This is a genomic window from Streptococcus macedonicus ACA-DC 198 (assembly GCA_000283635.1).
GTDB classification, from domain to species: Bacteria; Bacillota; Bacilli; order Lactobacillales; family Streptococcaceae; genus Streptococcus; species Streptococcus macedonicus.
Genome location: HE613569.1, coordinates 213490 through 237996, shown reverse-complemented (window position 1 = coordinate 237996; position 24507 = coordinate 213490). Strand labels below are relative to the sequence as shown.

Here is a 24507-nt window from a genome sequence, read left to right as displayed (position 1 = left end):
TCTGAAAGCAATTTGTTCATTTCTATCCTAGTTTAAGTTTCTATCTTAGAAGAAATCATCAAACAGACTTAATTGGTTATCTTCTGGCATATTGCCGAGGATTCCCATTTCATCCATTTTTTCAACTAATGTGGCTGAAACGCCACCACGTTTGCGGAGTTCCATTTTTGAAAGGAATTCGCCTTCTTCACGTGCTTTAACAATTTGCTTAGCAACGTTTTCACCAAGACCATCCATCGCTACAAATGGTGGAATAAGTGTATCACCGTCGATGATAAACTCGGTTGCATCACTACGGTAAAGGTCAAGTTGACCAAATTTATAACCACGTTCGAGCATTTCATTGACAATTTCAAGTGTGGTGTATAAATCAATTTCAACGTTTGAAGCTTCGTTATTCTTACGCTTATTAGAAATATCAGCCATGCGTTCTTTTACCGCATCAAGCCCAGCACTCATTGTCTTAATATCAAAGGCCTTAGCACGGATTGAGAAATAAGCACAGTAGTAGTAAATCGGATAATGTACTTTAAAGTAAGCTACACGAAGCGCCATTAAAACGTAGGCTGCTGCATGGGCTTTAGGGAACATGTACTTGATTTTACCACAGGATTCAATGTACCAGTCGGGCACATTATTTTCTCGCATAGCTTCAATGTATCCATTACGTTCCTCATCAGAGATTTTAAGCCACATTCCCTTACGCACACGTTCCATAATGGTAAAAGCCATTTTTGGCTCCAAACCTGCGTGCATGAGGTAAACCATGATGTCGTCACGACAACCGATAACGGTTTTCAGCGTGGCAATCCCCTCTTTAATCAAATCTTGAGCATTTCCTAGCCAAACGTCGGTACCATGAGAAAGCCCTGATAACTGGAGCAATTCGGCAAATGTTGTTGGGTGAGTTTCTTCAACCATACCACGAACAAAGTTTGTCCCAAATTCTGGAATACCAAGCATTCCTGTCGGTGTTCCGATTTGTTCAGGGGTGACACCAAGCACTTCTGTGCCTGAGAAAAGCGCCATAACGTCTGGGTCATCAGCTGGAATATCCTTAGGATCGATACCAGATAAATCCTGCAATTTACGAATCATGGTCGGATCATCATGACCGAGAATATCAAGTTTCAAGACGTTTTCATCGATATCGTGGAAGTTAAAGTGAGTGGTTTGCCATTCTGCTGATAAATCGTCCGCTGGGTATTGAACAGGGGTAAAATCATACACATCCATGTAGTTTGGAATAACAACGATACCACCTGGGTGTTGTCCAGTCGTACGTTTAACGCCAGCTGCACCTTGTGCCAAGCGTTCCACTTCTGCTTCTGGATAGAATTTGCCATAATCACGTTCGTAACCTTTAACAAATCCATAAGCAGTACGGTCCGCCACCGTACCTACGGTTCCAGCACGAAAGGCGTATTGTTTACCAAAAATATCACGAACGTCCAAGTGAGCTGACGGTTGGTCATCTCCAGAGAAGTTCAAATCAATATCAGGAACCTTGTCTCCATCAAAACCAAGGAAGGTTTCAAACGGAATATCGTGTCCATCTTTCTTGTAACGTGTGCCGCATTCTGGGCAATCCTTGTCAGGCAAATCATAACCAGAACCGACAGAACCATCGGTGATGAATTCTGAATGCTGACAATTTGGACAGACATAATGTGGTGGCATTGGGTTAACTTCGGTAATCCCAATCATGGTTGCCACGAAACTTGACCCGACTGAACCACGCGAACCAACCAAGTAACCACGTTCATTGGAACGAATTACCAACATCTGCGAAGCCAAGTAAATCACGGCAAATCCATTACCCAAAATTGACGTCAATTCTTTTTCAATACGTAAATCGACGATATCAGGAAGTGGATTACCATAGATTTCAAAGGCTTTTTGATAGGTCATTTCAGCGACACGTTCTTCTGATTTTTCAAGGAAGGGGGTGTACAAGTCTTTTTTAACGACTTCAATTTCTTCAAAGCGTTCCGCAAAATCATTGGTATTTTTAACAACAATCTCGTAGGCAACATCCTCACCAAGGAAAGCAAATTCATCTAGCATTTCATTGGTTGTACGGAAATGCGCTTTTGGTAGCGGAGCAGGTTGGGCATTTTCACCACGACCAATCGGACGGTTAATCGGTGCCCCTTGTCCTAAACTACGGACAATGATTTCACGGTAAATCTCATCTTCAGGCTCGATATAATGGACATTCCCAGTCGCCAAAACAGGCTTGTTCAGACGACGTCCAACCTCAAGCAAATCTCGGATGACTTGTCGGATACCTTCTTCATCTTTGATTGTTCCTTGCGCCAATAGCGGAGCGTAAATTGCTGGTGGCATAACTTCGATGAAATCATAATATTTCGCCACTTTGACTGCAGCATCTACCCCTGAAGATAAAACTGCGTCAAAGACTTCGCCCTCTGAGCAGGCTGTTCCTATCAAGAGCCCTTCACGGTGGGCGTCAAGAACCGTTCTTGGAATGCGAGCCACACCTTCAAAATATTTGACATTAGAAAGGCTGACGAGTTTGAAAATATTTTTCAAACCTGTTTGGTTTTGAACATAAATCGTCGCGTGTTTGACGCGTGCTTTCTTGTAAGAATCCTCAGCAACCAATTTCGTATTCAAATCCATCATATTAGTTAAATTGTGGTTTTCACGTGCTTCTTTCAAGAAAATAAAGAGCAAGCGCCCCGTTGCTTCCGCATCATAGTTCGCCATATGGTGGTGTTCTAGCGAAACTTGAAACCGTTTAGTCAATGGTCCCAAACCATGACGTTTGTATTCTGGATAGAGATTTCGGGCGAATTCCAAGGTATCAATGACAGGTTGTGTAATGATTGGCATGCCATGACGTTCATAATTGGCATTCATAAAGCCAACGTCAAAGGTTGCATTGTGGGCAACTAACACAGTATCCTGACAAAAATCTTGGAACATTTGAAGGACTTCTTCAATCGGTTTAGCATTGCGAACATGATTATCCGTAATACCAGTCAATTCCGTTATAAAAGCTGATAAATGATGACCTGGGTTGATGAACTCATCAAACTGCTCAACAATATTTCCCTTGTACATTTTTGAAGCTGCAATCTGAATCAAGTCATTATTGACCGCAGAAAGCCCAGTCGTTTCCACGTCAAATACGACGTAGGTAGCTTCGTTTAACTCAATATCTTGAGGATTGTAGGCAATCGGCACTTTGTCCTCAACGATATTAGCTTCTAAACCAAAAATCGCCTTGATACCATTTTTGCGTGCTCTGTGATAACCGTGTGGGAAACTTTGCACATTGCCGTGGTCAGTAACAGCAACAGCCTTGTGTCCCCATTTCGCTGCTGTATCAATTAATTCTTCAACCGTTGGCAAAGCATCCATGGTTGACATATTCGTATGGGCATGGAATTCCACACGTTTTTGACCTTCTGGCATTAAATCCTTGCGGTCATGATGAACAATCTCTTTGACATCTTGCACATTCATGGTCAATGCATGGGTGAAATTATTATTTTCAACATTTCCACGAACTCGAAGCCATGACCCTTTGGCAATCATATCGTATTTTTTCAACTCATCATCATCTTTTGCCCATTTTTGCATGGCAAAACTTGATGTGTAGTCAGTCATTTTAAAATTAATAATGTGACGTCCTGTACGAGTTGTTCTCTTTTCAACGTCAAAAACCATTCCTTCAAAGACAATTCGGTTTTCTTCTGTTGTGACTTCAACCATTGGTGTGATTTTGGCATTTTCGAAACCTGAACGGCGCTGTTTGGTACGTTCCTTAAAATCAAATTTAGGTTTTGGTGCTTCTTCAGTTGGTGGCATAGAAGATTCCAGAGATTTAACCGCCTCATGATTTTCTTGCACCGCTTTTTCCACCATAGCTTCGCGAATTGACGTAAAGTCTTCTCGTAAAGCTTGCGTCATCGCTTCATCAGAAACCATGTCAATGGTAAGTTTGCCAAAACCAAATGCTTCAAATTGACGCGCTAGATTAGGCAGATGATTTTTGCGAAAATGGTCATTGTTAACAAATGCTGGCGCTTCAATCAATAATTTTGTGCCATCATAAGAGACCTTCAATTTACTGAAAGAAGCCTTGAAGCTGGCGCTATCACACGGAGCATGCTCAAAAGCCTCTTCATAGTAGGCTTGCAATAAAGGTTGTGAAAAATCGACAGTTTCTGCTTGAATATCAAAAGTCGCTCTGATATCCGCTTGCTTAAAAGTGTTCACCAATCGATAAGACAATTCACGATAGATTTCAATTGGCAAAATTTCCGCAAATGAAAAATGGAACTCCCAGAGGCGAGATACAGAATGCACCTTAACTTCACGAATATCTGCAGATGAAAAAGCAGAAGATTGTCGCATGTCAAGCGGCATATCGATTTGCTCCATCAATTTTTTAAATAATTCTGACATAATGCGTAAACTACCTCAATTCCAAAAACTAAATTTATCTACTAAGCAAAATACACCTCTTGGTTACCATATTTTGCCTTCTTTTCTAGTTACGTTATCTCTTAATTTTACCACAAATGAAATCTTTTTTCGATACAAAAGAAAAAGGTCAGAACTAACTGTCTGACCTTGTTATCATTAATTTTCTTTTGTCAAAATTTCAAGAGTTTCGATAAGGTTTTCCGCGTTAACTTCGATAGTATCGCCAGTTGCTTTAATTTTCACTTCAACGATACCGTCAGCAGCTTTCTTACCTACTGTGACACGAATTGGGAGACCGATAAGGTCACTGTCTGAGAATTTAGAGCCGACACGTTCGTTACGGTCGTCAACCAAGACTTCGTAACCTTTAGCAACCAATTCAGCTTCAACTTTCGCTGTCAAAGCTTGTGCTTCTTTATCTTTCACATTGACAGTGATGACATGTACATCAAACGGTGCCAATTCTTTAGGAAAGTTGATACCCCATGCAAAGCGGTAAGTGCCTTTTGGTGTTTTAGAAACAAAGAGACGAGCATATTGTTCAATAACAGCTGACAAGATACGGCTAACACCAATACCATAGCATCCCATAACGATTGGAATAGCACGTCCATTTTGGTCAAGGATTGTTGCTCCCATGCTTTCTGAATAGCGAGTACCGAGTTTAAAGATGTGTCCAATTTCGATACCACGAGCAAATTTAAGAACACCTTTACCGTCTGGTGAGATTTCACCTTCTTTAACTTCACGAATATCAACGTATTCCGCTTCAAAATCACGTCCTGGGTTAACACCTGTCAAGTGATAGCCGTCTTCGTTTGCGCCAACAACTGCATTGGCAACATCTTGCACTTTGCGGTCAGCCACGATGCGGACATTTTCAGGAAGGTTAACTGGTCCAAGTGAACCAAAGTTAGCACTAAAGACTTCAACAGCTTCTTCTTCGCTTGCAGGTTCAAGGAAATCAGCTCCAAGATAGTTTTTCAATTTAACATCATTGACTTGGTCATTTCCGACGAGAAGAGCAACTACTGGCTCATTATCAGCAATGAAGAAAAGTGTTTTGATTGTTTGTTCTTCGTCAACTTTCAAGAATGCAGCAACATCATCAATTGATTTGCAATCTGGTGTTTCCACACGTTTGACATCTTCTTGAGCGATAACTTTTGTTGTTGGTTTATATTCATTGCTTGCCATTTCAAGGTTAGCAGCATAGCTTGATTCTGTTGAGTAAGCAATGGTATCTTCACCTGAAACCAACCATGATGCCAATTCTTTTTTGATATCTTCTAAAACATCAGCTGGAATTTCATCAATTGAAGCGATTGATTTATCAAGAACCAACCAACGGTCAAGGTCTGTACGGTCTGGAGTGATAGCCATAAACTCTTGAGAATCTTTACCCCCCATGGCACCACCGTCACCAATGATACCTTTAAAATCAAGACCAGCACGTGTAAAGATAGCTTCATATGCTTTACGGTAATCTTCGTAAGTTGTGTCCAATCCTTCGTAGTCAGCGTGGAAACTATAACCATCTTTCATGATAAATTCACGTGTGCGAAGAAGTCCGTTACGAGGACGTTTTTCATCGCGATATTTAGATTGGATTTGGTAAAGGTTCAATGGCAATTGTTTGTATGATTTTACCGCATCACGGACAAGACTTGTGAATGTTTCTTCGTGTGTTGGACCAAGAATGAAGTCTGATTTATCACGGTTTTTAAGTTTATAAAGGTCTTCACCATAAGTTTCGTAACGACCTGATTCACGCCAAAGGTCAGCATTCAAAAGTGCTGGGGCAAGCATTTCAACCGCACCAATTTTTTCAAATTCTTCACGCATGATTGCTTTGAATTTTTCAATCGTACGGTTAGCAAGTGGCAAGTAAGCGTATATACCTGCTGAGACTTGGCGAACGTAACCAGCACGTACCATAAGGGCATGACTGATAACTTGGGCATCGCTTGGCATTTCGCGAAGCGTAGGGATAAGCATTTGTGATTGTTTCATAACAAAATATAACGGTCAAATCATGAAAATAAGTAAGCTCTTCAATTGAACAAGTAGCTCACTTATCTTCTTTTTATAAAAGGCCGTATAAATTCCTTTCTAAAAAATAGGTTTTATTTATAAATTATTGTACTACATCATTTAGGCGTAATCAGATATATCTAAAAGAAAACTCGCATAATATCGTTCCAAGTGACAGCAATCATCAAAATAAGCATGATAACAACGCCAACTAGGGTGATATAAGTTTCGGTTTCTTGTTTAAGCGGTTTACGACGAACAATTTCGATAAGGTTCATCAAAATTTTTCCACCGTCCAAGGCTGGAATCGGAATCAAATTCACAATTCCTAAGTCCATTGATAATAGCGCCAATAAGTAAAGAACTGAAGTCAATCCATTTGAAGCAGCTTGACTTGAAACTTGGTACATGGCAACAGGACCACCTAATTTATCCAAACTAAAGTTTGAAATCAAGCCTTTCAAAGCTGTCAGAATAGCGGTTGCGCTTTGCCAAGCCATTTGGAAGCCACCAGTGACCTTGTCCCAGAAACCTGTTTTCAATACTCGAGTAACACCGATATAGTAGCTACCATTATTTTCTCGCGGTTTGATATCAAGCGTTTCAGTCTTTCCTGAGCTGGTTTCAACGGTTACGGAAATCGTATCACCACTTGAAATATTTTCAGTTGCTTTCGTGACAGCCTCCGTCAAATCAGACCAATTAGAGATGTCGTAATTTTCGATGGATAGGACACGGTCACCACTTTCAACACCAGCTGCCTGCATGGCACCGCCGTCAGTTACTTGAATAACATTCGTTGAATTATCTGGTACACCACCTTGCATGAAAACAAGAAGGATAAAGACAATTGTTCCCAAAATAAAGTTATTCAACGGACCAGCAAAGTTTGTGATTAAACGTCTCCAAACTGTTGCATTTTGATATTGCACATCTAGCGGTGCAATACGGATTTCTGTACCATCTTCCTCGACAATAGTCGCATCATGGTCAACAGAATAGGTTTTCATTTCATCGAGCACTAGACCTGTGATTTCCAACTTATCCTCTAAATCATAAGCCGTGACATTCATCGGAAGAGCGGTGTTGTCCAACTGCTTTTGTGATAAATTAATACGTGTCACCAAACCGTCTTGATTTAGTGTCAAACTGGCAGGTGTTCCAGTCTTTATTTCCGTTGTATCATCACCCCAACCAGCCATGCGTACATAGCCACCCAGAGGTAGGATACGAATTGTATAAGCGGTACCCTCTTTATCAATATGCGAAAAGATTTTCGGGCCCATTCCGATAGAAAATTCTCGTACTAAGATACCAGACTTTTTAGCAAAGTAAAGGTGCCCAAATTCATGGACAATAACTAAAATTCCAAAAACAATAATAAAGGTTAAAATTCCGAGCATTTTACTCCTTTCCATACCAGTAAATTTGATATTATCCTAATAATCATTCACTAGCCATTAAGCGATAAGAGCGACTTGTCAGCGTTAACTCACAATCAAAATTAGAAAAGACCAAGGAGATGCATAATTGGAAAGACAAAAATCATTGAATCAAAGCGGTCCAAAATACCACCATGACCAGGGATTAATTTGCCTGAATCTTTTACACCAAAGTGACGTTTGATAGCACTCTCAACCAAATCACCGAATTGGCCAAAAACACTAAACAGCACAACATAAATAAGCATTGCAAAAAGATTATGCGGTGTATAGACTGCCTTATCAACAAGCATGAAAATCAAAGCAACAATAACAGCACAGACAATTCCTCCAAGGCTACCTTCGATTGTTTTATTCGGAGAAACTTTCGGCAACAATTTACGGCGTCCAAAACGACGTCCAATCATGTAAGCACCGATGTCAGTCGCCCAAACGATAAACAAAGCAAATAAAACTTTATCTAAACCGCTGATACGAGCATTAACAAGGTTCTGAAAACCAATGCCGACGTAAAGACTAGCCGCAATAGGATAAGAAACGTCGTCAAATGAATAATCATCACTGTTTAAAACAGTTCCAGCCAAGAGTAGAAAAACTAGCAAGCCATAAACTGAAAAACTTGAGTCCAGCGGTAGCGATGTAAAATAATTATCCAAAGGCACAGTAAGAACAAAAGCTCCCAACATCGCCAAAACACCTTCAATTGAGAAAAATTCTAGACGTTTCATGTGCAACATTTCTGCCACACCAATCATCGCTAAAAGACCAGCAAAAACTTGGAAAGATAAGCCTCCTAACAACAGAAACGGCAGTAAAATCAGTAAGGCAATCGCCCCCCAAATCACACGTTGTTTCATGACATTTCCTTTCTATATTCCACCAAAACGACGATGACGTCGATTGTATTCAGCAATTGCCTTAATCAGCTCATCTTTTTTGAAATCAGGCCATAAAACTGGTGTGAAATAAAATTCACTATAAGCTGACTGCCAAGGCAGAAAATTACTTAGTCGAAGCTCACCACTTGTTCGAATAATCAAATCAGGATCGCGGTATAAATACGGCAAGTGATTTGTCAACAAGTGGTTTGAAATCACATCTTCTGTAATGTCATCAGGGTTGATTTTAGCTTCAAGCACTTCTTGGGCAATGTTTTTTACTGCTTCTGTGATTTCTGAACGTCCACCATAATTAAGCGCAAAATTCAAAATCAAACCAGAATTGTGCTTTGTTTTCTCGCAAGCATGTTTCATCGCATCAAAAGTATCTTTTGGCAGGCGGTCTGTTTCACCAATAACTTGAACTTTGACATTATTTGCGTCCAATTCAGGGACATATTTATCAAAGAATTCGACTGGTAAATTCATAATGAATTTAACTTCATCTTCGGGACGAGACCAATTTTCAGTTGAAAAAGCATAGACAGTCAAAACTTTAACACCAAGTTCAGAAGCCGCAATGGTGACGTCTTGCAGAGCGTCCATTCCTGCTTTGTGTCCCATGACACGTGGTTGCATACGCTTCTTCGCCCAGCGACCATTTCCATCCATGATGATTCCGATGTGTTTTGGAATCTTTTCAAGGCTTATCGCCTTTTCTTTTTTTCTAAATTTAAACATAAAATTTCCTTAAAAGCATACTCATTATAATATTTTACCATAAATTGGCAATTTTTTCTCCACTTATTGCACGCTTTTAAGCAGATTATGCTGGAAAATTCTCCAAGCATTGCATTTAAAAAGCCAGACGTTTTTCACATCTGACTTCATGTATTAATCTTTGCTTTCAATGGCAGTATCTGTACTTGCTTCTTCAGTAGCTCCTTCAACAACTGCTTCTGTTTCTGTTGCTTCTTCGATAACAGTTGTTTCAGGTTCAACAGTTTCTTGTTCTGCGCGGTTAATAACACGTTTCAAAGCGCTCAATTCAAATGTCAAGTAAACACCATCAATGTCTAAAACCATTTTTTGGTTATCTTCATCTACTTCGTCAATAACTCCGTAAAGACCACCGATAGTTACAATTTCATCACCTTTAGCTAATTTTTTAAGCTGATTTTGACGTTCCTGAGCTTGTTTCTTTTGTGAACGTTGCATGAACCAAATCATACCACCCAATACAACCAACATAATAATTGTTCCCATATGTTTCCTCCAAATTTATAAGGTCAAAATTTACTATACCAAATTTAAGTTATCAACGCAAGAATTGACCGTTAAAATGGTAATAAAGCAAGGATTCAACGTGTGAAATCTGTCAATTTTTTCACATAAAACACTTGAGTCTGTTCTTTAAAGCCTAATTTTTCATATAGACTCTTGGCAGCAATGTTAGCTGACTCAACTGCAATCTGAAAAGTTTTCTCATTTTCAGCAATCAATTGATTCACCAACCTTTTCATAAAATAAGTACCAATTCCTTGACCGCGGCAATCCTCAACCACCGCAAAACCGTAAAAATAGTTATAATCTGTACTAAAATCAACTGTACAAGAGGACAAAACTGTATCTCCTCTCATGACAGTATACAGCTTGCCATTCTCATCTTCCAAAGCCCCTTTGGCATAATGAAGCGCTTGTTCTTTCGATTCTTTAAAAGCCTTCATTTGGAAATCAGCAATAGCTTCAATATGTGCTGTACTAGCCTCAAGAACGGTTAAATCCGTGCGTTCTTCTAAAGGATAGGGTTCTCGCTCACGTGCCAACCAATATTCAAAATCAGGTTCTAACACCATGCCCAAATGCCTGGTTAAGTCAGGATTTTTGTCTAAAAAACACTTTTCAGTCATGATGATTGGTCTTAGTTGATAATCACGTCTAATCTCATCAAATTCACGCCAGAGCGCCTTTGCATACCCCTTTCGACGATGATTTGGGTGAACCAAAATAGCAAGCTCGGCTTCTTGGCAATCCGCATAAACGGTTAATAAAGCCACTAATTTTCCCTCATCATAACCCAAGAAAAACGATGGCATATCCACATCAAAATTAAGCTGATTAGACAAATACGGTGTGCGATGTGTCTGGTCAAACGCTTGAACAACCTTGATAAGTTCTTTAGCTGCCAACAATTCCTCATCTGTTAAAACATAAGCCCTAATAATTTCCATAATATCTCCTTTTATAATCAAGAACAGAACACCAAGTTGAACTTGGTGTCCTGTTATACTTATCTATCATTATACCCATTTGGGTGGCTTGAGTGCCATGCCCATGCTGAGGCAATGATTTTTTCAATGTCGTCAAATTGTGGTTTCCAACCAAGGACTTCACGCGCTTTGTCAGATGACGCAATCAAGGTATCCGGGTCACCAGGGCGACGGTCAGCCAGTTCAGCTGGAATTTCTTTGCCGGTCACTTTACGAGCTGCTTCGAGAATTTGAAGATTTGAAAATCCTGTTGAAGAACCAAGATTGAATGCCTTTGACGGATTACCTTCACGAAGGTATTTAACCGCAAGCAAATGCGCATCTGCTAGGTCAAATGGGTGAACATAATCACGGATATTTGTGCCATCTGGTGTGTTGTAATCATTACCAAAAATCATGATTTTTTCACGTACACCTTGTGCCACTTGCAAAATAATTGGTAACAAATGTGTTTCTGGACCATGGTCTTCACCGATTGAACCGTCTGGTTTTGCACCAGCAACATTGAAATAGCGAAGCGGTACAAATTTAATACCGTAAGCTTGGTCAGACCATTTCATGATTGTTTCCATCATGAGTTTACTTTCGCCATACGGATTGATTGGGCGTTGTGGTGTTGTTTCTTTGATTGGAATTTCATCTGGAATGCCATAAGTTGCTGCTGTTGACGAGAAAACAATGTATTTCACGCCAAATTCATTCATCACTTCAAGCAATTTGACCATGCCTGCTGTATTGTTATCAAAGTATTTTAAAGGTTTTTCCATTGATTCAGCAACCAATGAATAAGCCGCAAAGTGAATGACAGCATCAATATCTGGATTTTCTGTAAAGACTTTACGCATAAAGTCTTGGTCAGCAAGGTCGCCTTGATAAAATGTCGCATCAGGGTGAACCGCAGCACGGTGCCCTGTCACCAAACTGTCAACCACGACGACTTTTTCGTCACCTTTTTCAACCAAACGATCAACCATGTGAGAACCGATATAACCAGCCCCACCAAGCACTAAAATTGACATGTATTTCTCCTATTCTAACCCCACGCTATCTACAAAACGCATAAAGGCAGCTTGCCCTTTTTCATCACGTTTGTAAACACCTGCGTCTTCTAAAACACGAACAAAAACTTTTCCGACTTCCTCTTGTACAATATTATACACTGTTTTAGCCGTAATATCAGTACGTTTTTTAATATTATCTGCCCAATCTTTGTGATAGTCAGCGATTTCATTATACTGGTTCAAAAGATATTTTTCAACTTCTGACAGTTCATCTTTCAAACGCGGAGGTAAAATAGCTAAGCCCATAACCTCAATCAGACCGATATTTTCTTTTTTGATGTGTTGCACATCAGCGTGCGGATGATAAACACCGTCAGGAAATTCAGCAGTCGTGTGATTATCACGTAGGACAATATCCAATTCAAACAAGCCACGACGTTTACGAGCAATCGGGGTCACGGTGTGGTGCGGTGTGTCTCCTGTATAGGCGATAACATCAACGCTATCATCAGAATAATCACGCCAAGCCAAGCGAATGGTTTCAGCTAGTTCAACCAAACGATTTTTATCAGCGCTACGCAAACGAATAACAGACATTGGCCAGTTGACAATACCAGCTGTCACATCAGAAAAGCCTTTGAAATGAAACTCACGGTCTAGCTCTGCTATTTCCATAGGAAAGACATGACGCCCACCTTGATAGTGATTGTGTGTCAAAATTGACCCACCAACAATCGGTAAATCGGAATTTGACCCTGCAAAATACCCTGGAAAAATATCAACAATGTCCAATAATTGCGCAAAAGTATCCTTGCTAATAACCATTGGCACATGCTCAGTATTTAAAATAATGCAGTGCTCATTGAAGTAAGCATAAGGTGAATACTGGAAGCCCCATTTTTCACCGTCTAACTTAATACGGATAATGCGGTGGTTAGCGCGGGCAGGGTGGTTAATCCTACCTTGGTAACCTTCATTTTCCATGCAAAGTTGGCATTTTGGATATGAGGAAGCTTTGACCAGTTTAGCTTGTGCAATAGCTTTAGGATCTTTTTCAGGTTTTGATAAATTGATTGTGATTTGAATATCACCATATTGTGACGGTGTCGTAAAGGCAATGTTTTTTGCGATTGCGGCAACTTTAATATAATCGTTGTGTTTGCTGAGGGCATAAAAATCTGCGATAGCTTGTTGAGGAGATTTTGCATAAGTATCCCAGAATTTACGATTCACCTGACTTGGGACAGGCGTGATAAAATTCATTAGCTCAGCACCCAAACAATCTTTTTCAGCTACCAATTCACCAACCTTGCCATTTTGCACGGCTAGGTCAACCAATCCATCTTTGAGGGCAATAAGCTCTGTTTGCTTCGTTTCTTGCTGTACGCCATCTTCGCCAACAAGGGCAAGAACACGATTACGCAAGTAAAACATATCATCTTCTGTGTAGTCGCTAACTGCAATGACTTTAGCAACAAAAGTATCTAAAAGTTTCATTTTTCTTCTCTAATCTTACTTATTTTCGAGACAAGACACGTGAGCCACCTGCAATTTCAGCAATGTAAAAAGCTGGCGCATAGCCAATGATTTCTGTATAAACCTTGCTGACATTTTGGGTGAATTCATCAACTTTATCTTTAGCGACAATGGCAATACCGCAGCCACCAAAGCCCGCTCCTGTCATACGAGCTCCAAGGACACCTTCTTGTTGCCAAGCGGTATGAGCAAGGGTATCAAGCTCAATACCAGTCACTTCGTAATCATGCTCAAGTGACACATGTGAGGCATTGACCAAACGACCAAATTTTTCAAGTTCACCTGCAATCAAAGCTTCTTTGGCTTGAAGAGTGCGTTGATTTTCCCAAACAGCGTGACGAGCACGTTTGAGACGATTAGCATCTTTAATGAGGTAACTGTATTCATCAAAAGCTTGCAAATCAAGTTCACCAAGTGTCTTGATATCAAGCACTTGATTCAATTCTTCAACGGCTTTTTCACATTCGGCACGACGTTCATTGTATTTTGAATCAGCCAATTCACGGCGTTTGTTAGTATTCATGATAACAATGACATTGTCACCTAAATCAAGCGGCACAAGGTCGTATTCTAATGTATTGGTATCAAGGTAAATAGCTTGCTTGTCAGCTCCCATACCAATAGCAAATTGGTCCATTATTCCTGAATTAACGCCGATAAATTCATTTTCCGTTTGTTTACCAATTTTTACTAAGTCAAGACGGTCTAAGTTGAGGTCAAATAATTCTTCAGCAACAATTCCGACCAAGAGCTCTAACGAAGCTGATGATGACAAGCCTGAACCGTTCGGAATATTACCATTGACGTAAAGGTCAAAACCAGTATTAATCATATGCCCAGCTTCTTGCAAGAATTTAATGACACCTTTTGGATAATTTGTCCAGCTATCTTTCTTATCAAAAGTAAGATTATCAAGTGGCACTTCAATAACACCTAAATCATCAAAGTTAGCTGAGTAAAAACGTAAAAGTTTATCATCACGTTTACGAGCTACACCGTATGTTCCAAGGGTGATAGCCGCTGGGAAAACATGACCACCATTGTAGTCTGTATGCTCACCAATCAAATTGATACGTCCTGGTGAGAAAAAGGTTGCGTCTGCTTCATTGCCAAATACTTTAGCAAAAGCTTCTTTAAGTTCTGTAATAGTCATGAGGGTCTCCTTTTTTCATTTCTTTTTGTTTACGCTTTCATTTTACAACCCTAAATATCTTAAGTCAATAATATTTACTAAAGTTTTACTTAAAATTTTCTTTATTTTATTTTTTGTGCTATAATAGGGATAAGAAAGAAGGGATGACTTATGGCTACATTAAAAGACATTGCAAAGTTGGCAAAGGTTTCATCAGCAACCGTTTCTCGGGTGCTTAATCAAGATGCTACCCTTTCTGTTAGCGAAGAAACACGGCATCGCATTTTAACCGTCGCCGAAGAGTTGGGATACGAAAAGCACAAACACAGCACAAATATCTTACAAGAACGGCAAAAAATCGCCATTGTACAATGGTACAGTGAGCAGGAAGAACTCAACGACCTCTATTACTACAGCATTCGTATCGGACTCGAAAAGCGCGCTCAAGAATTGGATTATGACGTTTTACGCTATTTTAACAATGACATTCTGACTATTTCAGAAAGTGTTAGCGGAATTATCGCTATTGGTAAATTCTCAGACCAACAAATTCATAGTCTGGAAAGCCATTCAAAAAATCTAGTTTTTGTTGATAGTGATACTTTGAACGCTGGTCATCCTTGCGTTACAACTGATTTTGATAATGCAGTGGTTAAGGTGCTTGATTACTTCATGCAGAAAGGATTTACTAAAATTGGGATGATTGCCGGGGAAGAACGTACAACTGACCAAAAAGAACTCATTATCGACCAACGCTTCCGCACCTTTAAAAACTACGCTTACGAAAATAACCTCTATAATCCTAACTATATCTTTGCCGGAGATTTTTCAGCACAAGCAGGATATGAATTAATGAAAAAAGCCACCACTGAACTGGGTGATGACCTTCCGCAAGCTTTCTTTGTTGCAAACGACACCCTAGCCATAGGTGCCCTTCGTGCCCTTCAAGAAGCTAACATTGCTGTTCCTGACCGTGTCAGCCTCATTTCTTTCAATGATACTGCCTTGACTAAGCAAGTCTTTCCTGCTCTATCAAGTATCACTGTCTACACCGAAGAAATGGGACGCACAGCTGTTGATATCCTAAATCACCAACTCATCAAACGCCACACCGTCCCAACAATGACAAGACTCGCAACTACCCTAACATTGCGAGATAGCACGAAATAAAAGATGTTAATAACGAGCTCCAAATTTAAATCTGAAGCTCGTTTTATTTCATATTTTCACCCAACTTTAACGCAAAAGGCATCCCATGGTTGAAGTTGATGATTTTCAAAATCAGCAAGTTCTGCGGTATTGCTGATAATAGTTGCTTGGTAACTAAGGTCGCATTCAAATGGTTGCGCTTGGTCCGATAGGTTAGCCACAACAAGATAAGTAGCGTCCGCAGTTTTTCTGAGATAGGCAAAGATCTTATCTGCTGACTCTAAAAGTTCAAAATCCGCATCAATCAACCACTCATTTTCCTTGCGAAGCTTGATGAGTTTTTGATAAGTATAGAAAATAGATTCTAGATTGTCTAAAGCAGCTTGGACATTGATGTCCTGATAGTTTGGATTAACTGGCAACCAAGTCTTATCAGCTGTTGAAAATCCTGCATTCTTGCTACTATCCCATTGCATTGGCGTTCTAGCATTATCGCGTCCAATCATGCGAATACTGTCTAGCACTTCTTCTGACGTCTTACCATTTTCAAGCGCTTCTTTGGCAAAATTGAGCGACTCAATATCATCAATTTCTCCTAAATCCTTGAAAGGATAGTTAGTCATGCCGATTTCTTCTCCTTGGTAGATGTAAGGCGTACCACGCATTAGGTGCAAGCAAATCGCTAGCGCTTTGGCTGATTTTTCACGATAAGTGTCTGTGTCTCCCCAAATAGATAAAACACGTGGCAAATCATGATTGTCCCAAAAAAGCGAATTCCAACCCTGACCAAGCTCAAGCTCTGTCTGCCACTTGTTGAAAATGGCTTTGAGTGCAGGAACATTTAATTCTTTTTCGTATTCCCATTTTGAAGCATTTGGCTTGTGTTGCAGACCGATATGTTCAAATTGAAAAACCATTGATAATTCTTTTTCATCTGGGGATGAGTACTTCTTAGCAATTTCTGGTGTTGCGCCCCAAGTTTCGCCAACCGTTAACAAATCCTTTCCAGCCAAGGTTTCTTGATGCATTTCTTTGAGATAATCATGCAATTTTGGTCCATTATTAGAAATTAATTGCTCTGGCATTTTCCCAATCATGTCAATCACGTCCATACGAAAGCCAGAAATACCTTTGTCAATCCAGCGATTCATCATATCGTAAACAGACTTGCGTAATGCGAGATTTTCCCAATTCAAATCTGGCTGTTTCTTGCTGAAAAAGTGCAAATAATATTGCCCAGTTTTGCCATCATATGCCCAGGCAGAGCCACCAAAAATTGAATTAAGCTCATTTGGTTCATCACGCCAAATGTAAAAATCACGGTATGGGCTGGCAGGATTTTCACACGCTTCAACAAACCAAGCGTGCTCATCTGATGTGTGATTAACCACCAAATCCATGATAATGCGAATGCCACGCGCTTTTGCCTGAGCTAGCAATTCTTCCATGTCAGACATATCGCCGAAAATATCCGCAATCGCTTCATAATTTGAAATATCATAGCCATTATCATCCATCGGAGACTGATAAACGGGAGAAAGCCAAATTGCTGTAATACCAAGCTTCTCTAGGTAGTCAAGCTTACTGATAATCCCTTGCAAATCACCAATTCCATCACCATTTGAATCCTTAAATGATTTTGGGTAAATTTGATAAATGGTTGCTTTATGCCACCAATGTTTTTCCATAACGCACCTCATTTTAGAATTCTTTGTCTCTATTTTAGCCTTTTCTTTTGTTTCACGCAAGCGTTTGCATTACTCAAACCTAGATGCAAAGAAAAGCAAGGATACTCCCTTGCTTTTAGCTTTATAGAAAGGTAATTTCTTGACCGTTTTCTGTGATATGATAAGTCAAATCTTTTAGATTAATCTTTGCTTGTGCGACAACACTACTGCCTTGATTACGGCGTGTAATAAGAATTGTGTGACTATCAAGTTCATCAACTTCAATACTGCCATCCAGGTCAAAAGCAGCCGATTGATTACGGAAAGTAAATAATTTTAGCAAAGCTTGAACAACTGGACGTTTGACTTCTTCTGCAATTTCGCTACTGCTATAATAATGACGATTAATATTGCGCCCTTCTTTTGTTTTTTCTAACAATTCAAGATCATTTTTACCAGCTAAAAAGCCAACATAATACACTTGTGGAATGCCTGGCGCGAAAGCTTGAATCAAACGAGCTAAGAAATATTTCTTGTCATCATCCCCAAGCGCAGAATAGTAAGTTGAATTGATTTGGTAGATATCAAGATTATTATACTCGGCTGTTGAATATTTTCGGTTGACGTTGGCACCTACTTTATAAAGTTCATTTGACGTGTAATCAATTTCCTCATCCGTCAAGATATCTTTGACATCAACAACTCCAATACCATCGTGCGTATCAAGTGTCGTAAATTGTTTCATTGGAGACATTTTAAGCCATTTCGCCAAACGATTAACATTTCCGCTGTAAAGGCTATAAAGAACCACCATCGGAAGGGCAAAATCATAAACATAGTAATCGTGCTCAGCGATTTTAAACTGAATCGAATAATGCTCGTGAATTTCTGGAAGTAACTCTGTACCAGATTCCGCAGCAATGCTACGGACTTTATCAAGCAATTCCCAGATTTCTGGTTCTACAAAGAAATCATTAGTATCTAATTTTTTAACTGCATAAGCAAAAGCATCTAATCGAATAAGGTCGCAACCATTTTCAGCTAAATGCGCGATGGTCTTTCGAATGAAATCCATGGTCACGTCTTTTGTCACATCAAGGTCAATCTGCTCTTCACCAAATGTGTTCCAGAGATGCTCAACTGAACCGTCCGCAAAGTGAATTTCTTGTTTTGGTGCGCGGTCTTTACGCTTGTAAATCAAATCCACATCAGCTTGTGTCGGACGATTTTCTGGCCAAAATTTATCCCAGTTAAGAAACATATCCTTGTAAGCACTAGCTTCGTGCTTTTCTTGATAATCTTTGTAATATTTTGATTGACGAGAAATATGGTTAATCATGAAATCAAACATGAGATAATACTTCTCACCCAATGCCTTCACGTCATCCCAATCCCCAAATGCAGCATCAACCTCATCATAATCGACTGGCGCAAAACCACGGTCACCTGTTGACGGGAAAAATGGCAAAAGATGAACCCCGCCAACAGCTTCTCCAAAATACTTGCCAAGATTTTCATTTAATTCTTTCAAATTCTTTCCCAGACTATCTGAGTAAGTAATAAGCATTGTTTTATTTTGTATTGTCATAGTTACTCCTTTACCTTTTTGGATTTTAGCACCCAGCAAAAGTTGAACTCGGGCTACGGGCTGGGTGAAAAAGATGAGCTTCCTTGTGTCTTAATGACACTGCGTCGACTCCTTATTTCACTGCGCCGTTGCTCATTCCTGAAATGATATGTTTTTGGAAAATGAGGTAAACGATTGTGATAGTAATAATACCAACGACGTATGATGCAAAGCTTGGTCCGTAGTCGCTGAGGTATTGTCCTGTGTAGTTGTATTGAAAAAGTGGCAATGACCAAGAGTCTGATGATTTATTCAGCATCAAGAGTGGAAGCATGAAGTCATTCCAAAACCAAAGTGCATTGATAATCAAAGTTGTAGCGTGCATTGGTTTTAACATTGGAAAGACGATTTTGCGATAAGTTGTGAATTTATCAGCACCATCAATCTCAGCTGCTTCATCCAAACTGTCAGGAACACTTAACTTGATGTATCCGACATACAAGAATAAGGTTTGTGGTACAGCATATGTTAAGTACAAGATAATCAAACCCCAAATATTAGTCAAGCCAAGTCGACTCATCATCACTGTGATTGGAATCATGATAACTTGAAATGGCACAAAAATTCCCAAAATCAACAAACTGTACATGATATTGAAAGCACGTTTTTTGCTCATATTACGAGCAATTGAATAAGCAGCCGCAGGAATAAATAAAGTCACCAAAATCACTGATACAACGGTGATAATCGTTGAATTTAAGAAATAATGTCCGATGCCATCAGCAAGCAAGCGTGTGTAGTTGCTTAGAGTGACAGGATTTGGAAAAGCAAAGAAATGTTGCATGATATCCTTAGTTGTCTTAAACGAACTAAAGACAGTTGCTAATAAAGGAATCAAAATCAGAATTGAACCCGCAATTAAGAGCACATATTTCCAAAAAGTATTATAACGTTCTTCTTTTTTCATCTCTCACTCCTATACTTCAAAACGACTTGATAATTTAAGTTGCAACACTGAAACAAGAACAATGATGGCAAAAAGAATCAAGGCAATTGCGTTAGCATAACCGTATTGGTTACTTGAAAAGGCATAATTGTAAACCAAAAGTCCGATTGATGTTGTTGAATTACTTGGTCCACCACCAGTCAAAGCAAAGATTTGGTCAAAAGCTGTTAAGCCACCTTTTAGTGCCATGATAAAGACCATAGAAATACTTGGTAACAGATATGGTAATTCAATGTTCCAGAACGTTTGTTTGCTGTTTGCGCCATCGATTGCTGCCGCTTCTGTAATCTCACTCGGAATGGTTTGAAGACCAGATAGGAAGAGAATAATCGGCATGGCAACACCTTGCCACAACATAACAAAGATTGCTGCAAAAACAGCACCGCCAGTTGTTCCTAAAAGACTTGTTTTTAAACATTCAATATTCAAAGCTTCGCCGATAGCAGGCAAACCATAGTTAAAAACTTGTTTAAAAATCAAAGACACTGTCAACCCTGACAAAACAGCTGGGAAAAAGAACCAAGCTCTAAAGAACGTTTGACCTTTGATTTTAGTATTCAAAGCACGCGCCACCCAGATACCAATCACAATTTCACCGACAATTAACACAATGGTCAAAATCAAAGTAAAGCCAAGAGCTTTAAAGAATTTGGTATCCGTTAGCAAGATTTTATAATTGTTGACACCAACAAAATCAAAATTGTAAGTCAATCCAGTCCAGTTTGTAAAACTGTAGAAAGCACCTTGAATCATTGGGAAATAGAAGAAAATTGCTTGTAAAATCAAGGGAACAATCAAGAACACCCAGCCCCAATATTTATTTAAAAATTTTCGCATTCTAGTTTCCTCCTACTTCGTCACATCGGCTTTCATCGGATTGAAAAAGGCATTTAATTCATCTGTATATTGCTTAGCATCTTCGCTCATCAAATAATTGGCTGTCAAACTAAAGAAGTCTTCTTCGCTTGTCCAATTTTCACCAAGCCAAACATAGTGCTTATCTGTAAAAGCTAATCGATAAAGCGGAGCAAGGGGAGAGTTCTCATCTTCAACCACACCATTTACAGATACTGGTGAGCCATCGACGTCATAATATTTTTGCATTGCTTTAGCTGAAGCCATATAAGAAATGAATTTTTCGCACTCTTTTTTGTGTTTGCTTGCTGATGAGATAGACAAAGCCAAATCACCTGCACCAACAGTCACTTCTTGACCAACTTCATTCCCAGGAAAGGCAAAGGTTGAGATGTCAAATTTAGGGTCTTGTTGCTTAATGGCTGCTAATACCCATGAACCGCCAGGTAACATTAAAGCTTTTTCAGTCGCAAAGGCTACAACAGAATCATTATAAGAAGCCCCTTCCCAGTTAGTTTGTTGATTTCCTTTTTCAGCCAATAAATCAAGACGTTTCAAGACATTTTTTACTTCTTTGTCATCTGTTGAAATAGAATTCACCGGAGAAAAACGAAGGTAATCATTTGCCTTATCGCCGCTACCAGTTACACTAATGTAAGCTAGTTGGTGATAGCCATTTAAAGTCCAACCTTCACTACCAGCAAGCGCAAACGGGGTTTCGCCGTCAGCTTTAATCTGTTTAACAAGTGTTTCAAATTCATCCCAAGTTTCTGGAACTTTGAGGCCTAATTCTTCAAATTTTGTCTTGTTAAAATAAATCCCTGAAACGTTGGCTGATAGCGGGACGCTATAAATTTTGCCGTTGACAGCATAATTTTTTTCGTAATGATTTTTGATGTTTTTAAGATATGATTTTCCAGTCATATTCTCAAAGTAACCTGCTTTTGCCCACTCTTTAAAATCAACGTTCTGAGGGTAAATGTTAATGACATCCGGAGCATCACCTGCAAGCATACGTGTTTTTAGAACAGTACCAGCACTTGGCACACTGGTCATTTTGACATGGATTTTTGGATTTTCTTTTTCAAAATCCTTAATGATTTCTTTTAGCGTATCAACCATTTCTGTTTTTTGGTTGAAATATTCGATAGTTACCTTGCCATCATTAGAGGAATCACTGTTTTTTGAACAAGCTGTCAATGTCAAAGCAGCTGCCGCTGTCAACATTGCCACTCCAGTCACTATTAATCGTTTAGGCCATTTCATGGAAAACCTCCTTATTGTTTCACGAAATAGTATTGTTTGCTGAGGTAATCACCTTGTGGGAGAATCGCTATGAGGCCCGCGTACATGAGCTCTGCTCCTGAGTAAACTTGGTCTGTTCCTTGCAAGCAGTAAAGAGCTTCTTCTTCCAAACCTTTCAGCTTAAGTGTTGTTTCAATGATTTCAATGGTTGAAAGTGTGCGAACATAAGTGACAACTACCTTATCTTCATAAACAAATTGAACCGCTGCTTCATTTGACCCTTCTTCTGGATTAATCAAGCGATATTGCTTACCAAATTGAATCACTGGACGAATCTCTTTGTAATGAGCGACTTGAGCAGCAATTACTTCTTTGTCACTTTCTGGCAAGCTTGTCAAATCAAGTTCATAGCCAAGATTTCCCATCATGGCAACATTACCACGAGTTTCAATCGGTGTTGTGCGACCCATTTGGTGATTAGGACTTGCTGATACGTGAGAGCCCATTGAAATGGTTGGGTGAAGGTAACTTGAGCCGTATTGAATTGGTAAACGTGAAATAGCATCAGTATTGTCACTAGCCCAAACTTGTGGAAAATAGCGCATCATACCAAGGTCATTTCGCCCACCGCCACCTGAGCAAGATTCAAAGAGAATGTTACTATGTTTTTCTGTCAAATAAGACACCAAATCATACAAGCCTAGCATGTAAGCATGAGATTGCATTTGGGTCGCAAGGTAAGTATCACCATTTCCGATATTTGTGATGTTACGGTTATAATCCCATTTAACATAATCAATAGCATTTTCTGTCAAAATCTTATCAATAGCTGCCTTGATGTAGGCTACGACATCAGGATTTGCAAGGTTGAGCACCAATTGATTACGAGAATAAGTATGACCACGACCTTCAGCTTGAATAGCCCAATCTGGATGCGCACGATAAAGATCACTATCAACAGAAATCATTTCTGGTTCAAACCACAAACCAAATTTCAAACCTTTGGCATGCACTTCAGCAATCAAGTCATTCAAAGGCCCACCGAGTTTTTCTTCGTTGACAACCCAGTCACCAAGCGCACGATTATCATCAAATCGATTACCAAACCAACCGTCATCAAGAACAAAAAGCTCGATACCAAGTTTACTTGCTTCGTCAGCTAAATCAAGCAATTTTTCTTTTTTGAAATCAAAATAAGTTGCTTCCCAGTTGTTAATGAGAATTGGACGTTCAGCATGTGCAAATTGTTTTGGCATGATGTGATCTTGAATGAACAATTGACTTTCTTGAGTAAGTTTTCCAAGACCATGATTTGAAAAGGTTATCAAAGCCACTGGTGTTTCAAAGCTATCGCCAGCTGATAGTTGCCAAGCAAAATTATCATCGTTGATTCCGATACCTAAACGAACTTCGTTCAATTGATTTTTTTGGACAAAAGCTTGGAAATTACCGCTGTAAAGCAGTTGAAGAGCTAAAGCCTGACCAGCATCTTCTGTTGCTGTATGCTCACATAAAATCATGGCAGGTGTATGGGAATGACCTGAAGCACCACGATTTGAAGCAACTGTGAAAATACCTTGTTCAACTTTTTGACGACGAACCGTTTTTTCACGTGCATAAGCACCTTGCAATGTCACCACATCATAAGCAGAAGCTGGCACATCAAGCATGGTTGACAAAACACGATTGATAACAACTGCTTTATCTGATAAATTTCGAACCTCAGCATGAGTTGAAATAGTGCTGCAATCAGCATAAGCAGTGTAGTAAAGTTTTAATTCTAGCGCAGCGACTTTGTCTTCAAGTGTCAAAACTAAAGTTTCGGCATCTTCTGTTGAATGTGGATTAGGTAATCCTGTTGCTTCGTTTGCACCATTTAAAATCTCACTAGATGTTAACTTAAATTGTGTCAATTCGTTATTAGCGTGTGCTATTTTTAGAGATGGTTGTCGGAAATCTCCGAATCCATGAACGCCAAAAACTTGGCGTTGTGTATCATAACTAAAGGTGCGGTTATCTGGAGTTGGATTTCCTGAAAAAGCGTGGTCCTTCTCCAAAATAGCGTTTGAGCCGTGATATTTGGCGATTTTGCCTCCAATATGACGAAGAAGCAAATCCCCTTCTTTATTTTCGATAATCATTGACATCTCTTTACTTTGAATGTAAAAAAGATTCCCTTCGATGCGAATTCCCATGATAATTCCTCCCTTTGTTTACTAAAATTTTACCATCATTTATTTACCTCTTGAATGGTATCATGTTGG

17 protein-coding genes are annotated in these 24507 nt (G+C 39.5%); 1 reads left to right on the top strand and 16 read right to left on the bottom strand.

Going from position 1 to position 24507, the window contains the following annotated elements:
• Nucleotides 1–45: 45 nt before the first annotated feature.
• The 10 genes from SMA_RS01355 to SMA_RS01310 all read right to left on the bottom strand — a co-directional run bounded on the left by SMA_RS01355 (nucleotide 46) and on the right by SMA_RS01310 (nucleotide 14775).
• Nucleotides 46–4440 (bottom strand): PolC-type DNA polymerase III, encoded by a 4395-nt coding sequence (locus tag SMA_RS01355; RefSeq protein ID WP_014293879.1) that lies wholly within the window; start codon nucleotides 4438–4440, stop codon nucleotides 46–48.
• A 177-nt stretch (nucleotides 4441–4617) separates the two neighbouring features.
• Nucleotides 4618–6474 (bottom strand): proline--tRNA ligase, encoded by a 1857-nt coding sequence (locus SMA_RS01350; RefSeq protein WP_014293878.1) that lies wholly within the window; start codon nucleotides 6472–6474, stop codon nucleotides 4618–4620.
• 161 nt (nucleotides 6475–6635) lie between these two features.
• Nucleotides 6636–7898, bottom strand: coding sequence for an RIP metalloprotease RseP (gene rseP / locus SMA_RS01345; protein ID WP_014293877.1), 1263 nt, complete (start codon nucleotides 7896–7898; stop codon nucleotides 6636–6638).
• A gap of 101 nt (nucleotides 7899–7999) precedes the next feature.
• A complete protein-coding gene (locus SMA_RS01340; protein WP_014293876.1) occupies nucleotides 8000–8794 on the bottom strand; it encodes a phosphatidate cytidylyltransferase in 795 nt (264 codons plus the stop codon).
• Between the two features lie 12 nt (nucleotides 8795–8806).
• Entirely contained in the window at nucleotides 8807–9556 is a 750-nt protein-coding gene (gene uppS, locus SMA_RS01335) for an undecaprenyl pyrophosphate synthase (protein ID WP_014293875.1), read from the bottom strand.
• A gap of 153 nt (nucleotides 9557–9709) precedes the next feature.
• Nucleotides 9710–10081: a preprotein translocase subunit YajC gene (gene yajC / locus SMA_RS01330; protein ID WP_014293874.1), complete on the bottom strand. Its 372-nt coding sequence runs from the start codon at nucleotides 10079–10081 to the stop codon at nucleotides 9710–9712.
• A gap of 95 nt (nucleotides 10082–10176) precedes the next feature.
• On the bottom strand, nucleotides 10177–11046 hold the full coding sequence (locus SMA_RS01325; protein WP_014293873.1) for a GNAT family N-acetyltransferase: 870 nt from the start codon (nucleotides 11044–11046) through the stop codon (nucleotides 10177–10179).
• A 59-nt stretch (nucleotides 11047–11105) separates the two neighbouring features.
• The gene (gene galE / locus SMA_RS01320) at nucleotides 11106–12104 is read right to left on the bottom strand and encodes a UDP-glucose 4-epimerase GalE (RefSeq protein WP_014293872.1); all 999 of its coding nucleotides are present in this window, start codon (nucleotides 12102–12104) and stop codon (nucleotides 11106–11108) included.
• Nucleotides 12105–12113: 9 nt separating this feature from the next.
• Entirely contained in the window at nucleotides 12114–13583 is a 1470-nt protein-coding gene (gene galT / locus SMA_RS01315) for a UDP-glucose--hexose-1-phosphate uridylyltransferase (RefSeq protein WP_014293871.1), read from the bottom strand.
• A gap of 19 nt (nucleotides 13584–13602) precedes the next feature.
• Nucleotides 13603–14775 carry a galactokinase gene (locus SMA_RS01310; RefSeq protein ID WP_014293870.1) on the bottom strand — a complete coding sequence of 391 codons (1173 nt, stop codon included), beginning with the start codon at nucleotides 14773–14775 and terminating at the stop codon, nucleotides 13603–13605.
• Nucleotides 14776–14925: 150 nt separating this feature from the next.
• On the opposite strand from SMA_RS01310, the gene SMA_RS01305 reads away from it, so the two are divergent.
• A complete protein-coding gene (locus SMA_RS01305) occupies nucleotides 14926–15924 on the top strand; it encodes a LacI family DNA-binding transcriptional regulator (protein ID WP_014293869.1) in 999 nt (332 codons plus the stop codon).
• 56 nt (nucleotides 15925–15980) lie between these two features.
• Here the strand turns inward: SMA_RS01305 and dexB are convergent, their stop codons facing one another.
• From dexB to SMA_RS01275, 6 genes are all read right to left on the bottom strand, one after another.
• Nucleotides 15981–17591: a glucan 1,6-alpha-glucosidase DexB gene (dexB, locus tag SMA_RS01300; RefSeq protein ID WP_014293868.1), complete on the bottom strand. Its 1611-nt coding sequence runs from the start codon at nucleotides 17589–17591 to the stop codon at nucleotides 15981–15983.
• Between the two features lie 121 nt (nucleotides 17592–17712).
• Nucleotides 17713–19158, bottom strand: coding sequence for a sucrose phosphorylase (gtfA, locus tag SMA_RS01295; protein ID WP_014293867.1), 1446 nt, complete (start codon nucleotides 19156–19158; stop codon nucleotides 17713–17715).
• A 112-nt stretch (nucleotides 19159–19270) separates the two neighbouring features.
• A complete protein-coding gene (locus tag SMA_RS01290; protein ID WP_003063108.1) occupies nucleotides 19271–20104 on the bottom strand; it encodes a carbohydrate ABC transporter permease in 834 nt (277 codons plus the stop codon).
• Between the two features lie 9 nt (nucleotides 20105–20113).
• A complete protein-coding gene (locus SMA_RS01285; protein WP_014293866.1) occupies nucleotides 20114–20980 on the bottom strand; it encodes a carbohydrate ABC transporter permease in 867 nt (288 codons plus the stop codon).
• Nucleotides 20981–20992: 12 nt separating this feature from the next.
• On the bottom strand, nucleotides 20993–22264 hold the full coding sequence (locus tag SMA_RS01280) for an extracellular solute-binding protein (protein ID WP_014293865.1): 1272 nt from the start codon (nucleotides 22262–22264) through the stop codon (nucleotides 20993–20995).
• An 11-nt stretch (nucleotides 22265–22275) separates the two neighbouring features.
• On the bottom strand, nucleotides 22276–24438 hold the full coding sequence (locus SMA_RS01275; protein ID WP_014293864.1) for an alpha-galactosidase: 2163 nt from the start codon (nucleotides 24436–24438) through the stop codon (nucleotides 22276–22278).
• Nucleotides 24439–24507: the final 69 nt, after the last annotated feature.

Excerpts from the sequence above, each read along its gene's own strand:
- SMA_RS01275 (WP_014293864.1), bottom strand. The coding sequence starts at position 24,438 with ATGGGAATTCGCATCGAAGGGAATCTTTTTTACATTCAAAGTAAAGAG.
- dexB (WP_014293868.1), bottom strand. The coding sequence starts at position 17,591 with ATGGAAAAACATTGGTGGCATAAAGCAACCATTTATCAAATTTACCCA.
- SMA_RS01325 (WP_014293873.1), bottom strand. The coding sequence starts at position 11,046 with ATGGAAATTATTAGGGCTTATGTTTTAACAGATGAGGAATTGTTGGCA.
- galE (WP_014293872.1), bottom strand. The coding sequence starts at position 12,104 with ATGTCAATTTTAGTGCTTGGTGGGGCTGGTTATATCGGTTCTCACATG.
- SMA_RS01285 (WP_014293866.1), bottom strand. The coding sequence starts at position 20,980 with ATGCGAAAATTTTTAAATAAATATTGGGGCTGGGTGTTCTTGATTGTT.
- gtfA (WP_014293867.1), bottom strand. The coding sequence starts at position 19,158 with ATGACAATACAAAATAAAACAATGCTTATTACTTACTCAGATAGTCTG.
- yajC (WP_014293874.1), bottom strand. The coding sequence starts at position 10,081 with ATGGGAACAATTATTATGTTGGTTGTATTGGGTGGTATGATTTGGTTC.
- rseP (WP_014293877.1), bottom strand. The coding sequence starts at position 7,898 with ATGCTCGGAATTTTAACCTTTATTATTGTTTTTGGAATTTTAGTTATT.
- uppS (WP_014293875.1), bottom strand. The coding sequence starts at position 9,556 with ATGTTTAAATTTAGAAAAAAAGAAAAGGCGATAAGCCTTGAAAAGATT.
- SMA_RS01340 (WP_014293876.1), bottom strand. The coding sequence starts at position 8,794 with ATGAAACAACGTGTGATTTGGGGGGCGATTGCCTTACTGATTTTACTG.
- SMA_RS01280 (WP_014293865.1), bottom strand. The coding sequence starts at position 22,264 with ATGAAATGGCCTAAACGATTAATAGTGACTGGAGTGGCAATGTTGACA.
- SMA_RS01355 (WP_014293879.1), bottom strand. The coding sequence starts at position 4,440 with ATGTCAGAATTATTTAAAAAATTGATGGAGCAAATCGATATGCCGCTT.
- SMA_RS01310 (WP_014293870.1), bottom strand. The coding sequence starts at position 14,775 with ATGACTATTACAGAACTTAAAGAAGCTTTTGCTAAAGTATTTGGCAAT.
- SMA_RS01290 (WP_003063108.1), bottom strand. The coding sequence starts at position 20,104 with ATGAAAAAAGAAGAACGTTATAATACTTTTTGGAAATATGTGCTCTTA.
- SMA_RS01305 (WP_014293869.1), top strand. The coding sequence starts at position 14,926 with ATGGCTACATTAAAAGACATTGCAAAGTTGGCAAAGGTTTCATCAGCA.
- SMA_RS01350 (WP_014293878.1), bottom strand. The coding sequence starts at position 6,474 with ATGAAACAATCACAAATGCTTATCCCTACGCTTCGCGAAATGCCAAGC.
- galT (WP_014293871.1), bottom strand. The coding sequence starts at position 13,583 with ATGAAACTTTTAGATACTTTTGTTGCTAAAGTCATTGCAGTTAGCGAC.